Consider the following 15,462-nt stretch of genomic DNA (forward strand, 5'->3'; position numbering starts at 1 on the left):
GCCCTGACTCTTATGACTTTTCACGACACTCGACCGCCTCGGGTGCGGCCGCCCAAGACGCGGTCGGTGCCGACGACGACGTGAACGACGGAGGCTCGGTCGATGCTGACGACGGAGCCGCCGTCGCCGTGGACGACGAACTCCATCTCAAATGTCATAAAAATCAGGCGCCACCGGTGTGCACGCTGAACGCCGAACGACGGGCCGCCCGGGCCACGCCCGGGTCCGGGTGCACGCCCGAGACCGCCGTCAGCACCGAGGCCGCCCGCGGGTGCCCGGACTGCCGGGCCCGGGCGAACAGCCGCACCGGGTCGCCCGCCGAGGCGCCCTCGACGTGGCCCACCAGCAACTCGGTCTCCCCGTGGTCGAGCACCGCGGCCGCGGTGTCCACCCAGAGCCAGGCCGCGTCCTCCGCGCCCAGCACGTCCGCCGGGGAGACGCCCTCGTCCGCACGCTCCGCCAGCCACAGCAGCGCGTAGGGGCGCAGCACCGGCGCGTCCACGGCCGCGCGCACCGCCTGCTCGGCCGGCCCTCCGGCCACCCGCAGCGCCTCGAAGGCCAAGCCGCGCACCAGCGCGTCGTCGCCCCGGGCGGCCTCCAGCAGCTCGCCCACCGCGCGGTCCGCCGGACGGGCCGCGACCCAGGCGCGGAACTCGGCGCGGGCCGGGCCCGGCGAGTAGTCGGCGCAGGCGTTCAGCAGCTCGAAGGCGCTCTGCTCGATGTGCCCGGCCGCGGTCTGGGCAACCGTGCAGATCTCCTCCAGCTTGGCCCGCACCGCCCAGTGGCCGAGCGGCGACAGCTCCGCGGCATCGTTCCTGCGTACCAGGGCGCCGACCGCCGCCAGGCCGTCCAGCATCCAGTCCAGGACGGCGGCCACGTCCGAGGGCGCGGCCGGGGTGTCGATCTGCGGCGCGCGGCAGGTGCCGCGGACGGCGGAGACGGCCGAGGCCGCGTGCGGCACCGGCGACAGGCCCGGCCCGCCGAGCCCCGCGCCGACCCGGCGCTCGTCCAGCCCGCGGCGCAGCAGCTCCAGCAGCTCGCTCTCGGCGACCGGGCCGTCCACCAGGTGCAGGAAGGAGAGCAGCTGCGGAGCCTGGTCCACGGCCTGCCCGGCGAGTACGGCGAACACGCCGCGCAGCGCGGCGGGCGGCACCGGGGCGAGCAGGGTCCAGGCGTCGAACAGCGCCGACCAGCCACGCACCACGGCCTCGTCGTCGTGCTCCCAGGCGTGCAGGCGCCAGCCGGGGCCGGCTCCGCCGTCCCGGGCCTCGACCAGACCCACCAGCAGCGCCTGCCCCCATGCCTTGGCGGCGGCGCCGACCGTCATGGCCAGCGCCCGGCCCGCCGCACGGGCGTCCTCCGGGAGCAGCTCGCCACGCTTGTCGACCTCGGCCAGCTCGCCGGCCCAGCGGGCGACCCGGACGGCGTCCACCAGCATCCGGCGGGCCAGCGGCGCCAGCTCGGCGGGTGCCGGGAAGCCCTCCGGCACGGGAACCCGACCTCGCCCGGGAGCCGGAGCCGGCCCCCGTCGCCGGGGTACTCCGTTACGGGGGACACCCGCCCCGCCCGGCCTGCCACCGGCGGGCCGTTGGGCCGTTCCGGGGAGACGGGTCACCGTCGCACCGGTACCGATCGTCGGCGGGAGCGGGGCATCACGGTCGCGCGGGTTCCGAGACGTCACGTCGAGCAGTCTTCCCCTTGTACCGGCCTTCTGTCACATCCGGTTGTCCGTACGACCGGGCGAGCGGCGGTGGCACCTCCGCAAGATCGGGCAACAGCGGCAAACCGCCTGGCCGGAAACGTATGGCCTGCCCATGCCATCCCGGGCGCCCCGGTTGCCGGGAATACTCGACCGGTCACCGTGCGTACGGGTGGGGGGTAAGGGTCCGGGCCAACTATTGCCCCTGGCGACGCGCCGGATTTCGCACGGGCAATCCCCTCCCCCGGCTTCCGGCCGGGCTGTCCAGCCCGAATCCGGACGGATGGCGGGCGGGGGCGGGGGGATCGTGCTGCACGAGAAGTCGGACAGGCCGACTTCTCGTGCGCGCTCGACGTAATGGCAGGAACGTTCATTCGTGGACGGGGGGAAGCTGAGCGGAAAAACCGACGGGACCCGGCCGAACGCGCCCGCACGGAGAGGGGGGCTCACGCGGAACGGCTCGTACAGCAGCACTCGCACGGAAAGGCTCGCGCGGAAGGCGGCTAGAGCAACGGAGTGAGCCACCGGCGGAGCAGTTCGGTGTAGCGCTCGGGGGCGCTGTTCCAGAGGGTCGCGTGGTCGGCGCCGGGGAAGGCCTGGAGGCTGACCACGTCGCGGCGGGCGGCGGCCAGCTTCTCGGCGGCGCCGAAGGGGGCTATCCGGTCCTCGGGGCTGTGCAGGAGGAGGGTGGGCACCCGCAGGTCGGCGCCCTCGGCGATGCGGCCGAAGTCGGCGAGGTCGACGCCGGTCCGGCCCTCGGCGGCGAGGACGCCGAGGGCCGCCGCGACGCCCGGGAAGCCGGAGCGGGCGGCGTCCCGGCGGGCGGAGGCCGGGAGGTCGAGTACGGGTGAGTCGAGGACCAGGCCCCGGACGGCGTGCGACCAGGCGGAGCGGGCCGCCGTATGGAGGACCATGGTCGCGCCGAGGGACCAGCCGTAGAGGATCACCGTGCCGGCGCCGCTGTCCAGCGCCAGCCGTATCGCCGCCTCGACGTCGCGCCACTCGGTCTCGCCGAAGTGGCTGAGCCCGTCCGGGGAGGCGGGGGCGCCCCGGTCGCCGCGGTAGGTGACGGCGAGGGCGGGCAGGCCGAGCCGGTCGAGGACGGGGAGCACCGGGAGGGTCTGCCGACGGTCGGCCTCGGGACCGTGCACCAGGATCACCCAGGTGCCGCGTTTGCCGTCGAGCCGCCAGGCGGGAAGGGCGCCGAGCTCACCGTCGACGGCTATGTCGGCGAAGGCGAGGCCAAGCGCCTCGGTGGGGTCGCCGAGGTGGACCCGCGGGGTGAAGCGGACCTCGGTGCCGGGGGTGAGGGTGCCCCGGTCGGCGCGGACCTGCCGGCGGGTGACCTCCTGCTCGTCGCTGTGCAGGATCTCCTCGACGACCGCGTGCCCGCCGTCCGCCCACTCGACCGCCCAGCGGCCGGGGCGCAGGCTCCCGGGACCGCGGGTGAAGGTGATCCGGCCGGGGGCGAGGCCGCGGACCACGACCGGAGCGGACTCCTGAACGGTGGTCACCGGACGGACCATCCGCTCGGAGGCCCGACGGCCGATCACCAGCACGGCGGCCCCGACCGCGGCGGCCGCCACGACGGCTGCGGTTCCCCAACGCATTTCGCTCCCCGCTCTCCTGCCTCACGGCCCGGACGGTGTTCGGGCACCAGTTCACCGGCGCCCTGCCCGCCCGGCCACCGGACTGGGCCGTCCGGGTCACCCGGGCGGCGGCCCGGCCCTGCCGAGGAGCCGGCGGCCCTGGCGCTGCCGAGGTGGCGCCGGAGACGGGTGATGAGGACGGCGGGCCCGGGAAGGCGAAGGCCGAGAACGAGGGCAGCGGCAGGCCCCGTCCTCGGCCCGCCGCGCCGACCGGTCCCACGGGGCGTCAGCGGCGTCCGCGTGTGACCAACCCCTCCGTGACCTCGGTTGACTCCCGGTTCGGGCCCGTGATGGGATCCTGGGGCCAAACGGAGGCATGGAGAGGAAGCCGGTGGAAGTCCGGCGCGGTCCCGCCACTGTCACCGGGGAGCACGCTCGGAACATCGCCACGGCGGGCCGTCGACGGCCGCTGGAAGGCTCCGGGGGTGCGTTCGACCCGGAAGCCAGGAGACTCTCGCCGCCGTCACGTCGATCCAGGGCGCGGACCCTGAGTGAGGACACGCACGCGATGCAGGCTGCCCCGCCCTGCCCGACCCCGAGCTGCCCTCCGCCGTGCGACCGATGACCCGGCCCGCGCCTTCCCCTTCCGTGCGCCCGCTGACCCGCGCCGCCGCGTTCGCGCTCGGCGCCGTCGCGGGTTACGCCGCCGACGCCCGTTTCGCCGACCCCCGCCGGGGCCACCCGGTGGCCGTCTTCGGCAGCGCCGCGACCCGGCTGGAGCGGCGGCTGTGGCGCGACGGCCGAGCCGCCGGGGCCGGGTACACGGCGCTGTGCGTGGGCGCGGTCGCGGCGGGCGCGCTCGCCCTGGACCGTACGGTGGGCCGGCGCCCGCTGGGCCGGGCGGCGCTGGCGGCGGCCGCGACCTGGACGGTGCTCGGCGGCACCTCGCTGACCCGGGAGGCGCGCACCATCGGCCGCTCGCTGGCGGCGGGCGACCTCACGGCCGCCCGGGAACGGCTGCCGCACCTGTGCGGGCGGGATCCGAGCGCGCTGGACGGGCAGCAGATCGCCCGGGCGGTGGTCGAGTCGGTGGCGGAGAACACCGCCGACGCCGTGGTCAACGCGCTGACCTGGGGCGCTCTGGCCGGCACGCCCGGCCTGCTCGCCTTCCGCGCCGTGAACACCCTGGACGCCATGGTGGGCCACCGCTCGCCGCGCTACGCCCGGTTCGGCTGGGCCTCGGCCCGGCTGGACGATTTGGCGGGCTGGCCGGGCGCCCGGCTGACGGCGCTGCTGACGGTGGCCGCCGCGCCCGAGCCGCGAACGGCCTGGCGGGTCTGGCGGCGCGACGGCTCCGCGCACCCGAGCCCGAACGCGGGCCAGGCCGAGTCGGCGTTCGCCGGCGCGGTGGGCGTCCGGTTGGGCGGGACGCTGCGGTACGGCGAGCGCGTGGAGAACCGGCCGGTACTGGGCGCGGAGCTGCGGCCGGTGACGGTGGACGACATCGAGCGGGCCTGCGCGCTCTCCCGGCGGGTGGGCGCGCTGGCGCTGGGTACGACGGTCGCGGGGCACGTCCTGCTGCGGGTGCTGGCGAAACGGCTGCTGACGGAACGGGTGCCCGCGGAACGGGTGCCGGCGAAGCGACTGCTGCCGAGGATGAGGGGACGGGGATGAGCAACGCACTGCTGGTCGCGGGGACGACCTCGGACGCGGGCAAGAGCGTGGTGACGGCCGGGATCTGCCGTTGGCTCGCCCGCCAGGGCGTGCGGGTCGCGCCGTTCAAGGCGCAGAACATGTCGCTGAACTCCTTCGTCACCTCCGACGGCGCCGAGATCGGCCGCGCCCAGGCGATGCAGGCGCAGGCCGCCAGGGTGGAGCCGGAGGCGGCGATGAACCCGGTGCTGCTCAAGCCGGGCGCGGACGGCCGCAGCCAGGTGGTGCTGCTCGGCAGGCCGGTGGCCGAGGTGGGCGCGCTGGACTACCGCGAGCGCAAGCCCGTCCTGCTGGAGCGCTCCCTGGAGTGCCTGGCCGACCTGCGCCGCCGCTACGACGTGGTGGTCTGCGAGGGCGCGGGCTCGCCCGCCGAGATCAACCTGCGCGACCGCGACATCGCCAACATGGGCCTGGCCACGGCCGCCGCCCTGCCGGTGGTGGTGGTCGGGGACATCGACCGGGGCGGGGTCTTCGCGGCGATGTACGGGACGCTGGCGCTGCTGTCGGCGGAGGACCAGCGGCACGTGGCGGGCTGGTTCGTCAACAAGTTCCGCGGCGACGCGCGCCTGCTGGCACCCGGGCTGGACATGCTGCGCGAGCTGACCGGCCGTCCGGTGCTGGGCACGCTGCCGATGCTGCCCGGGCTCTGGCTGGACGCCGAGGACTCGCTGGACCTGTCCACGGTGGTGGACCGGGCGGACGGGCCCGGGCCGCTCGGCGCGGACGTGCTGCGGGTGGCCGTGGTGCGCTTCCCCCGGCTGTCCAACTTCACCGACGTGGACGCGCTCGCGCAGGAGCCGGGCGTGCTGGTGCGCTGGGCGACCAGGCCGGAGGAGCTGGCCGACGCCGACCTGGTGGTGCTGCCCGGCACCCGGGCCACCGTCGCGGACCTCGCCTGGCTGCGCGAGCGCGGCCTGGAGCCGGCCCTGCGGGCGCGGGCGGCGGCCGGCCTGCCGGTCCTCGGGGTCTGCGGCGGCTACCAGATGCTGGCGCACTCGATCGTGGACGAGGTCGAGTCGAAGGCGGGCGCCGTCGAGGGCCTCGGGCTGCTGCCGACGCACGTGCGGTTCGGCGCCGAGAAGGTGCTGGCCCGCCCGGTCGGCGAGGCGTACGGGCAGCGGGTCGAGGGCTACGAGATCCACCACGGAGTCGTGACGGTCGAGGGCGGGGACGCCTTCCTGGACGGCTGCCGGGTGGGCGCGGTCTGGGGCACGACCTGGCACGGCGCGCTGGAGAACGACGGATTCCGTCGCGAACTCCTGCGCGAGGTCGCCGAGTTGTCCGGGCGAGCGTTCGTCCCGGCGCCGGACACCTCCTTCGCCGCGGCGCGCGAGGCCCGGCTGGACCGGCTGGGCGACCTGATCGAGGAGCACGCGGACACCGACGCGCTGTGGAAGCTGATCGAGGGCGGGGTGCCGGCGGCCGGATCGCTGCCGTTCCTCCCGCCCGGGGCCCCTGGGAGTGACGCATGACCGACGTCCGCTATCCGTTCACCGCGATCGTCGGCATGGCCGACCTGCGGCTCGGGCTGCTGCTGAACGCGGTCTCCCCGGCCGTGGGCGGCGTGCTGGTGCGCGGCGAGAAGGGCACCGCGAAGTCGACCATGGTGCGCGCGCTGGCCGGCCTGCTGCCGTCCATCGCCACCGTGGACGACTGCCGCTTCGCCTGTGACCCGGCCGCACCCGACCCGCAGTGCCCGGACGGGCCGCACGCCGCTCCGTCCGCGTCCGAACGGCCTTCCCAGCTGGTCGAGTTGCCGGTAGGCGTGACCGAGGACCGGATCGTCGGCTCGCTGGACCTGGAGCGGGCGCTGGCCGAGGGCGTCAAGGCGTACGAGCCCGGGCTGCTCGCCAGGGCTCACCGCGGCGTGCTGTACATCGACGAGGTGAACCTGCTCCAGGACCACGTGGTGGACCTGCTGCTGGACGCCGCCGCGATGGGGCGCTCGTACGTCGAGCGCGAGGGCGTGTCGGTGCGGCACGCGGCCCGGTTCCTGCTGGTCGGCACCATGAACCCGGAGGAGGGCGAGCTGCGGCCGCAGCTGCTCGACCGGTTCGGCCTGACCGTCGAGATCGCCGCCACCCGGGACCCGGTCGAGCGTGTCGAGGTGGTCCGCCGCCGGCTCGCCTACGACGCGGACCCGGCAGGCTTCGCCGCCCGGTTCGCCACGGAGGAGCGGGCGCTCGCCGAACGCATCACCACGGCACAGGAGTTGTTGCCCGCGGTCGAGCTCACCGATGTGGCGCTGCGTCAGATCACCGCCGTGTGCGCCGCGTTCGAGGTGGACGGACTGCGCGCGGACATCGTGATGGCCCGCACCGCCGTCGCGCTGGCCGCCTGGGACGGGCGCACCGAGGTGCTGGAGGAGGACGTCCGACGGGCCGCCCGGCTGGCGCTGCCGCACCGGCGCCGCCGCAACCCCTTCGACGCGCCGGGGCTGGACGAGGAGCAGCTGGACCGCACCCTGGAGGAGCACTCCCGGCAGGACGACCCGGAGCCCGAGGGCGACGGGCCCGGCCCGGACGGCGACGGCGACGGCGGGCCGGACGGGGGGCCGGAGGACGGCGGCCCCGACGGCGGACCCGACGGCGGCGGCCCTGACGGCGGCGGCGCACCCGAGCCGTCCGACGGCGACCCCGAGGCGTCCGCGCCCGAAGCGTCCGCTCCCGAGGCGCCCGCCACCGAGGGCGCCGACGCGCCCGCGCAGCCGCCCGTACCGGCCCAACACCCGACCCCCGCACGGGAGTCGGCGCCGGTCGCAGCCGGGGACCCGTACCGGACCAGGCTCTTCACCGTCAAGGGCACCGGGCACGGCGCCCAGGGCCGCCGCTCCCCCGCCGAGACCACCGGCGGGCACAACATCCGCGCCCGCCGCCCGCAGGGCGCGCTCGCCCGGCTGCACCTGACCGCGACCCTCCAGGCCGCCGCGCCGCACCAGGCGGCGCGCGGGCGCAGCGGGCGGGCGCTGCTGCTGCGCAAGGACGACTTCCGCGAACAGGTGCGCCAGGGGCGGGAGTCCAACCTGGTGCTGTTCGTGGTGGACGCCTCCGGCTCGATGGCCGCCCGGCAGCGGATGACCGCCGTCAAGGGCGCGGTGCTGTCGCTGCTGATGGACGCCTACCAGCGCCGCGACAAGATCGGCATGATCACCTTCCGGGGTGCGGGCGCCGAGTTGGCGCTGCCGCCCACCTCCTCGGTGGAGGTCGGCGCGGCCCGGCTGGAGTCGCTGCCCACCGGCGGACGGACCCCGCTGGCCGCCGGCCTGCTGCGGGCGCACGAGGTGCTGCGGGTGGAGCGGCTGCGCGATCCGGACCGGCGCCCGCTGCTGGTCGTGGTGACCGACGGCCGGGCCACCGGCGGGCGGGACGCGCTGGCGCAGTCCCAGCGCGCGGCCGCGCTGTTCGCGGCGCAGGGCACGGCGAGCGTGGTGCTGGACTGCGAGTCCGGCCCGGTCCGCCTGGGCCTGGCCCGTACCCTGGCCGGGCTGCTCGGCGGCACCGCCGTCAGCCTGGACGAACTGCGCCCCGAGGGCGTCGCCTCGCTCGTCCGCGAGAACCGCTCCACGAGCCGACCCACGAGCCGGTCCGAGAACCGTTCCACGAACCACTCCGCGAACCGCTCCGCGAACCGCGCGACCACCACGATGCGAAAGGCGGCCTGAGCCGACATGCCCAAGGGTGTCCCCGAGAGCGTCCCCGACGACGGCCTGACGACGCGCCAGCGCCGCACCCAGCCGATCACCGCCGTGCACACCGGCCCGGGCAAGGGCAAGTCCACGGCCGCGTTCGGCATGGCACTGCGGGCCTGGAACCAGGGCTGGTCGGTCGGGGTGTTCCAGTTCGTGAAGTCCGCCAAGTGGAAGGTCGGCGAGGAGAACGCGCTGCGCGTGCTCGGCGCCTCCGGCGAGGGCGGCACCGTCGACTGGCACAAGATGGGCTCCGGCTGGTCCTGGATCCAGCGCTCCGCCGAGCAGGAGATGTCCAGCGAGGAGGCGGCCAAGGAGGGCTGGGAGCAGGTCAAGCGGGACCTCGCGGCCGAGACCTACCGCTTCTATGTGCTGGACGAGTTCACCTACCCGATGCACTGGGGGTGGATCGACCCGGAGGAGGTGGTGTCCGTGCTCGAGAACCGCCCGGGCAGCCAGCACGTCGTCATCACCGGCCGGTACGCGCCCGAGGCGCTGACCGGATTCGCCGACCTGGTCACCGAGATGACCAAGGTCAAGCACCCCATGGACGCCGGCCGCAAGGGCCAGCGCGGCATCGAGTGGTAGACCGTTGAACACCGCCCCCCGCACCGTTCCCCGCCTCGTGGTCGCCGCGCCCTCCTCGGGCGCCGGCAAGACCACCGTCGCCACCGGCCTGATCGCGGCACTCGCCGCGCGCGGGCTGGCGGTGTCGCCGCACAAGGTCGGCCCCGACTACATCGACCCGGGCTACCACGCGCTCGCCGCCGGACGCCCGGGCCGCAACCTGGACGCCTTCCTGTGCGGGCCGGAGCGGATCGCGCCGCTGTTCCTGCACGGCGCGGCGGGGGCGGACGTCGCGGTGGTCGAGGGGGTCATGGGCCTGTTCGACGGGGCCTCCGGGCGCGGCGAGCTGGCGTCGACGGCGCACGTCGCCAAGCTGCTGCGGGCACCGGTGGTGCTGGTGGTCGACGGCTCCTCGCAGTCCCGCTCGGTGGCCGCGCTGGTGCACGGCTTCGCCTCCTGGGACCCGCAGGTGCGGCTCGCCGGGGTGATCCTCAACCGGGTCGCCTCCGACCGGCACGAGCAACTCCTGCGCGAGGCGCTGGAGGAGGGCTCCGGCGTACCGGTGCTGGGCGCGTTGCGCCGCTCGGCGGCGGTCGCCACGCCGTCCCGCCACCTCGGACTGATCCCCGCGGTGGAACGCTCGGCCGAGGCCCTCAAGGCGGTCGCCGACATGGGTGAACTGGTGGCCTCCTCGGTCGACTTGGACGCCCTGCTCGAACTCGCCCGGACCGCACCGGACTTGGATGCCGAGCCGTGGGACCCGTCGGCCGAGGTCGCCCCGGTGGCCGGCCGGCCGCGGATCGCGGTGGCGGGCGGCGCGGCCTTCTCCTTCTCGTACGCCGAGAACGCCGAACTGCTCGGCGCGGCGGGCGCGGAGGTGGTCCCGTTCGACCCGCTGCACGCCTCGGCCCTGCCCGAGGGGACGGCCGGCCTGGTGGTCGGCGGCGGCTTCCCGGAGCTGTACGTCCGCGAGCTGAGCGGCAACGCCCCGCTGCGCGACGCCATCGCCGCGTTCGCCGCCGCGGGCGGGCCGATCGCCGCCGAGTGCGCCGGACTGCTCTACCTGGGGCGGGAGTTGGACGGCCTGCCGATGTGCGGCGTACTGGCCGCCGACGCCCGGATGACCGAACGGCTCACCCTCGGTTACCGGGAGGCGGTCGCCCTGCACGACTCCCCCCTCGCCCCGGCCGGCACCCGGGTGCGCGGCCACGAGTTCCACCGCACCGTCTGCGAGCCCGGCGCGGGCGAACTCCCCGCCTGGGGCTGGCGCCTGCCGACCGGCCCCCGCACCGAGGGCTTCGCCGGCGGCAACGTGCACGCCTCCTACCTGCACCTGCACTGGGCGGGCGCACCGGCGCTGGCGTCCTCCTTCACGGCCGCGGCGGCGGCCTTCGCGGCGGGGGCCGCTACGGCGGGTGCCACCTTCGGCGGATAACGCCGCGGCGGGTGCGCCCCCGGCGGATAACGCCGCGACACCGTGCCTGTCCGGGCCTAGGCTGCGCGCATGCATGTGATCGTCCTCAACGGCGGGTCCAGTTCCGGCAAGTCGAGCATCGCGCGGTGTCTGCAGGAGCTGCTGCCGGAGCCCTGGCTGCACCTCGGAGCGGACACCATGGTCGAGGCACTGCCACCCTCGCTGCGCAGCGGCGGCGAGGGGATCGGCGGGCTGGAGGGCGGGGACGGGACGGTCGAGGTCGGACCGGCGTTCGCCGCGCTGGACGCCGCCTGGACGGTCGGGGTGGCGGCGATGGCCCGGGCCGGGGCCCGGATCGTGGTGGACGAGGTGTTCCTCGGCGGCGCGGCTTCACAGGCCCGCTGGCGGGCGGCGCTGAAGGGCCTGGACGTGCTCTGGGTCGGGGTGCGCTGCGATCCCGCGGTGGCGGCGCGGCGGGAGGCCGCACGCGGCGACCGGGTGGCCGGGATGGCCGCCGCGCAGGCAAAGGCGGTGCACCTGGGGGTCGCGTACGACCTGGTGGTGGACAGCTCTCGGGCGGCCGCGGCGGACTGTGCCCGGGCCGTGGCGGCACGGGTGGCGGCCGCCGGCTCGTCGGACGCGCCGGCGGACGGGCGGCGGGCCGGCACCCCCGCGTAGGGCCGCGGGCTACTCCCGGTCGAGCAGCGCGGAGAGGTAGGACGCCGCCTCGTCGCGCAGTTCCTCCGGCGACGGGACGTGCCAGTGCCCGCTGCCCGCCGTCGCGTTGAACAGGACGCCGTCGCACCAGCGGATCAGGCGCCGGGCGTCCGCCGTCGGGTCGGCCGAGCCGCTCCGGGCGAGCAGCGCGGCGGCGATGTCGGCGAAGCGCCCGCCCAGCCGGTCGTAGACGGCGCGCAGTTCGGGCCGCCGGGTGGCCTCCAGGGCGAGTTCCAGGCGGGCCAGGGTGAGCCGGCGGCCGGTGGTGAGCGCCTGGTGCAGCAGGTCGGCGCCGACCCGGACGAGGAGGTCCCGCGCGGAGGCGGGGGTGGGCGACGCCGCGGCGGAGGGCTCCACGATGAGGACCGGGTGGTCCTCGGTCTCCCGCTCGACGATCCGGGTGAGCGCGAGCTCCAGCAGGGCGGCCCTGGTCCGGGCGAGGTTGGAGGTCGAGCCTGAGGGCAGTCCGGCCTCCTCGTCCACGGCGCGGTGGGTCAGCCCGCGCAGGCCGCGTTCGGCGATCAGGGTGATGGCGGCGTCGGCGATCAGAGTGGGGCGCGGGGGCGTCATGGGTCCGATCATGGCCTCTCTCCTCGGACGATCCCAAACCACTACAGCAGTAGTTCCCGGTGGACTACATCTGTAGTACGGTACTGGCAGACGCACACTACGGACGTAGTGCGAGGAGAGGAGCCCTCCCATGGGCAGCCCACAGGCCAGTCGGCAGGCGATCGTCATCGGCGGCGGCATCGGCGGTCTCGCCGCCGCCCTCGCCCTCCACCGCCGGGGCGTCCCGGTCCGCGTCCACGAGCGCGCCGACTCCCTCGAACCCGTCGGCGCCGGGCTCGCCCTGGCCCCCAACGCCCTGCGCTCCCTCGACCGGCTCGGTGTCGGCGAGCGCCTGCGCGCCCTCGCCACCCCGCACCCCGCCATCGGGCTGCGCCACCCCTCCGGCCGCTGGCTGGCCCGCACCAGCACCACGGCGTTCGAGGCCTACTTCGGCGACACCATCGCCGCCGTCGCCCGCGCCGACGTCATCGACGCCCTGGTCGACGCGCTCCCGGAGGGCACCGTCCGCACCGGCTCGCCCGCCACCCTCGTCACCCCCGGCGGCCCCACGGAGCCCGCCGTCGTCCGCACCACCGACGGGGAGGAGACGGCCGACCTGGTCGTCGCCGCCGACGGCATCCGCTCCGCGACCCGGAGCCGGCTCTTCCCCCGACACCCCGGGCCCCGCTACAGCGGCTTCACCACCTGGCGCACCGTCGTCACCCCCGACCGCCGCCCGGCCGCCGCCGGCGAGGTGTGGGGCCGCGGGTGCCTCGCCGGGATCGTCCCGCTCGCCGACGGGCGGGTCTACGTCTACGGCGCCGCCCTCGCCCCGGCCGGCGAGCGGGCCGCCGACGGGGACGAGCGGGCCGAACTCCTGCGCCGGTACGGCGACTGGTGCGCCCCGGTGCCGCAGCTGTTCGCGCTGGCCGAGCCCGAGCGCGTCCTGCGCCACGACGTCTGGGACCTCGCCGACCCGCTGCCCGCCCACCACCACGGCCGGGTCGCCCTCCTCGGCGACGCCGCCCACGCGATGTGCCCCTTCCAGGGCCAGGGCGCCTGCCAGGCCATCGAGGACGCCGTCGTCCTCGCCTCCCTGCTCACCCCCGGTGCCGACCCGGCCGCCGCCCTGTCCGCCTACACCGCCGCCCGGCTCCCCCGCACCACCGCCGTGGTGGCCGGCTCCCGCCGCATCGGCGACCTCGTCGCCCTCCGCTCCCCCGCGGCCACCGGCCTGCGCACCGCCGCCCTCACCCTCGCCGGCCTCCTCCCCGCCCGCGCCCTGCTGAGCCGCTCGGCCCCGACGTACGGCTGGCAGCCGCCGGCCCTGGGCGAGACGGGGTGAGGGGGGCGGGCCGTCCCGGACCTGAGGAGCGTGCACACCACGGGCGTGCGGCGTCGGGGCCGGGTTCGGAGGCTACGCGTCGGTGTCCTTCGGGTGCCGGGGCGAGGCGTAGACGAGGTGGACGGTGCGGGCCGCCTCGTCCACGACATACCGCACCCGGCCACCGGCGGTCACCTCGTACTCCCACTGCGGCAGCTCGGCACCCCCGAAGGCCCGGGTCGCCAGGCGCCCCCGAAGCCGGTGCTGACGGTCGGGGTCCCGCCCCGACAACGGGTTCGCCCGGAGCGCCTCGAAGCAGCGACGGGTATTGCCGGGCGCTTCGGCACACAGGTCGCCCCAACCCTTGGCAGCCTCGCTCGTGCCGAACCGAAGGCGCCACTCACCGCCGACGGGTGGCGGCGGAACGTCGTCGCCACGCTTGGGGCTCACGGCTCGATCACCTCGCCGTGATCGTCGCCGGGCAGGGGCCCAGTGAGCTCAGCCGTCAGTTCCGGATCCGCGAGGACTCTGGCCGTGGCACGCCATTCGGCTATCACCCGGTGCAGACCGGCATGCACGTCCAGCTCGACGACGTCACGGGTCACGTCGACGAGGTCGACGACGAACTCGCGAACCTCCTCGGCTGACAGGTGCCTGGTCCAGGGGAAGACCGCAGGAAGCGCCAGCAGCACGGCCCGCGCGCCTTCGTCGCTGCTGATCAGCGCGGCGAACAGGCGCGCCGTGACATCCGCGGTCTCCTCGCGCTGACGGTCATGGCGCGCGGTGGTGAGGTACAGGTCCTCGCCGTCCCGCCGCGTGACGTGCACGCGCTGGGCCCGCTCCACAGTGTCCGCGACACGCTTGGAGTTCTTCGACAGCTCTGAGAACGCCACGGTGACAGTCGACATGGCTCGACGGTAGTTCGGAACACATTCCGAAGTCAATCGCGACGGGGTCACCAGGCCGCGCGTGTCGGTGGGTGTTGCGATGATGCGTGCCATGGGTGACTCCGGCCGACGGGCCATTGCCGAGTACTGGGACGCGGCCGCCGCGGCCTTCGACCAGGAGCCCGACCACGGGTTGCGGGCGGGGCCGGTACGGGCGGCGTGGGTGCGGCGGGTGCGGGGGTGGGTGCCGGGTGGGCCGGCGGACGTGCTGGACGTCGGGTGCGGCACCGGGTCGCTGGCGCTGCTGCTCGCGGCGGACGGGCACCGGGTCACGGGGGTGGACCTGGCGCCGCGGATGGTCGGGCGGGCCAGGGCGAAGCTGGTCGCGGCGGGGCTGACGGCGCGTTTCCTGGTGGGCGACGCGGGCGCGCCGCCGCTCCGGGACGGAAGCTTCGACGTCCTGCTGTCGCGCCACCTGCTCTGGACGCTCCCCGAGCCCGAGCGGGCGTTGCGCGCCTGGGTGCGACTGCTGCGGCCCGGCGGCCGGCTGGTCCTGGTCGAGGGCCGCTGGCGCGAGGCCGGGCGGGCCGCCGACGTCCCGCCGCCGTACCCGGCCGGTGCGGGGCGGCTGCCGTGGGGCGGCGGGGTCGGGGCGGAGGAACTCGCCGCGGCCGTCCGGCCGTTGGTGTCCGAGCTGCGGGTCGAGCCGCTCGCCGGGGAGGCCGCGCTGTGGGGTGGCCCGGTGGACGACGAGCGGTACGCGCTGGTCGCGCGACGTTGAGCGGCCTGCGGGGCGTCCGCGTCAGGCGCGCCTGCCGAAGGTGCCGTTGAGCGGGTCGGACCGGTGGCAGGCGGCGCAGCGCAGCCGGGTGTAGATCGCCACCGCGCCCATGAAGACGTCCTCGCGTCCGTCGGCCGGGGACGCGGAGGAGGCCGGTTCCCCGCAGTCCAGGCAGACGCGGCGCGGCCGGGCGGCGATCGAGCAGGCGCGGCAGACCAGGTGGGTCGGGTGTTCCGCGTGCACGACGACGGGCTGCGGGCCGCCGTACAGCAGGTGGTCGCACCACGTGCAGGACTCGTCCCGCTGCGACGCCAGCATCCGGGCCCGGGTCTCCTGCTGCCACTTCGCGGCCTTCTGCACCGGGACCCTGACCGGCGGCCCCCACCCGGAGGCGGTGAGCCACTGGGCGCCCTCGGCCCCGGCGGCCCGCAGCTGGTCGTCGACGGCGATGTCCCTGGGGGTCTTCTTCTTCATCGGGGCCTCTCCTCCGGTGGGCTTCCGCAGGGGATAACGCGGTCGGGACGCGCCTGGACACGC

Annotated in this window: 15 protein-coding genes and 1 riboswitch; of the genes, 8 read left to right on the forward strand and 7 right to left on the reverse strand. The window is 76.0% G+C overall.

Annotated elements, in window-relative coordinates:
* Positions 1–20: 20 nt before the first annotated feature.
* The 3 genes from ACGF13_RS24070 to ACGF13_RS24080 all read right to left on the reverse strand — a co-directional run bounded on the left by ACGF13_RS24070 (position 21) and on the right by ACGF13_RS24080 (position 3,309).
* Entirely contained in the window at positions 21–146 is a 126-nt protein-coding gene (locus ACGF13_RS24070; RefSeq protein ID WP_392878340.1) for a hypothetical protein, read from the reverse strand.
* 17 nt (positions 147–163) lie between these two features.
* A complete protein-coding gene (locus ACGF13_RS24075; RefSeq protein ID WP_392878342.1) occupies positions 164–1,489 on the reverse strand; it encodes a hypothetical protein in 1,326 nt (441 codons plus the stop codon).
* Between the two features lie 713 nt (positions 1,490–2,202).
* A complete protein-coding gene (locus ACGF13_RS24080; protein ID WP_392878343.1) occupies positions 2,203–3,309 on the reverse strand; it encodes an alpha/beta hydrolase family protein in 1,107 nt (368 codons plus the stop codon).
* 359 nt (positions 3,310–3,668) lie between these two features.
* Positions 3,669–3,802: riboswitch (cobalamin riboswitch) on the forward strand.
* Positions 3,803–3,936: 134 nt separating this feature from the next.
* Here ACGF13_RS24080 and ACGF13_RS24085 point away from each other — a divergent pair.
* From ACGF13_RS24085 to cpt, 6 genes are all read left to right on the forward strand, one after another.
* Entirely contained in the window at positions 3,937–4,962 is a 1,026-nt protein-coding gene (locus ACGF13_RS24085; protein WP_392878345.1) for a cobalamin biosynthesis protein, read from the forward strand.
* On the forward strand, positions 4,959–6,473 hold the full coding sequence (locus ACGF13_RS24090; protein ID WP_392878347.1) for a cobyric acid synthase: 1,515 nt from the start codon (positions 4,959–4,961) through the stop codon (positions 6,471–6,473). The genes ACGF13_RS24085 and ACGF13_RS24090 overlap by 4 nt, the downstream gene beginning before the upstream one ends.
* Positions 6,470–8,662, forward strand: a complete 2,193-nt coding sequence (locus ACGF13_RS24095; protein ID WP_392878349.1) for a putative cobaltochelatase — start codon at positions 6,470–6,472, stop codon at positions 8,660–8,662. The genes ACGF13_RS24090 and ACGF13_RS24095 overlap by 4 nt, the downstream gene beginning before the upstream one ends.
* A 6-nt stretch (positions 8,663–8,668) precedes the next feature.
* The gene (gene cobO / locus ACGF13_RS24100) at positions 8,669–9,274 is read left to right on the forward strand and encodes a cob(I)yrinic acid a,c-diamide adenosyltransferase (protein ID WP_392878351.1); all 606 of its coding nucleotides are present in this window, start codon (positions 8,669–8,671) and stop codon (positions 9,272–9,274) included.
* Between the two features lie 4 nt (positions 9,275–9,278).
* Positions 9,279–10,688, forward strand: a complete 1,410-nt coding sequence (locus ACGF13_RS24105; protein WP_392878353.1) for a cobyrinate a,c-diamide synthase — start codon at positions 9,279–9,281, stop codon at positions 10,686–10,688.
* A gap of 75 nt (positions 10,689–10,763) precedes the next feature.
* Complete coding sequence (cpt, locus tag ACGF13_RS24110; protein ID WP_392878837.1) at positions 10,764–11,345, forward strand: chloramphenicol phosphotransferase CPT; 582 nt, start codon at positions 10,764–10,766, stop codon at positions 11,343–11,345.
* Positions 11,346–11,354: 9 nt separating this feature from the next.
* Here cpt and ACGF13_RS24115 read toward each other — a convergent pair whose 3' ends face one another.
* On the reverse strand, positions 11,355–11,966 hold the full coding sequence (locus ACGF13_RS24115; RefSeq protein WP_392878354.1) for a TetR/AcrR family transcriptional regulator: 612 nt from the start codon (positions 11,964–11,966) through the stop codon (positions 11,355–11,357).
* A gap of 118 nt (positions 11,967–12,084) precedes the next feature.
* Between ACGF13_RS24115 and ACGF13_RS24120 the strand changes: the two genes are divergently transcribed.
* The gene (locus ACGF13_RS24120; protein WP_392878356.1) at positions 12,085–13,278 is read left to right on the forward strand and encodes an FAD-dependent monooxygenase; all 1,194 of its coding nucleotides are present in this window, start codon (positions 12,085–12,087) and stop codon (positions 13,276–13,278) included.
* A 72-nt stretch (positions 13,279–13,350) separates the two neighbouring features.
* Here the strand turns inward: ACGF13_RS24120 and ACGF13_RS24125 are convergent, their stop codons facing one another.
* Positions 13,351–13,707, reverse strand: a complete 357-nt coding sequence (locus ACGF13_RS24125) for a hypothetical protein (protein WP_392878358.1) — start codon at positions 13,705–13,707, stop codon at positions 13,351–13,353.
* On the reverse strand, positions 13,704–14,258 hold the full coding sequence (locus tag ACGF13_RS24130; RefSeq protein WP_392878360.1) for a prevent-host-death family protein: 555 nt from the start codon (positions 14,256–14,258) through the stop codon (positions 13,704–13,706). The genes ACGF13_RS24125 and ACGF13_RS24130 overlap by 4 nt, the downstream gene beginning before the upstream one ends.
* Between ACGF13_RS24130 and ACGF13_RS24135 the strand changes: the two genes are divergently transcribed.
* Positions 14,257–14,925 (forward strand): class I SAM-dependent methyltransferase, encoded by a 669-nt coding sequence (locus ACGF13_RS24135; protein WP_392878361.1) that lies wholly within the window; start codon positions 14,257–14,259, stop codon positions 14,923–14,925. The two genes, ACGF13_RS24130 and ACGF13_RS24135, sit on opposite strands and share 2 nt — an antisense overlap.
* 21 nt (positions 14,926–14,946) lie before the next feature.
* Here ACGF13_RS24135 and ACGF13_RS24140 read toward each other — a convergent pair whose 3' ends face one another.
* Positions 14,947–15,399 (reverse strand): hypothetical protein, encoded by a 453-nt coding sequence (locus ACGF13_RS24140; RefSeq protein ID WP_392878362.1) that lies wholly within the window; start codon positions 15,397–15,399, stop codon positions 14,947–14,949.
* Between the last annotated feature and the right edge of the window lie 63 nt (positions 15,400–15,462).

It is taken from the genome of Kitasatospora sp. NPDC048286 (assembly GCF_043201735.1).
In the GTDB taxonomy this organism is placed as follows: domain Bacteria; phylum Actinomycetota; class Actinomycetes; order Streptomycetales; family Streptomycetaceae; genus Kitasatospora.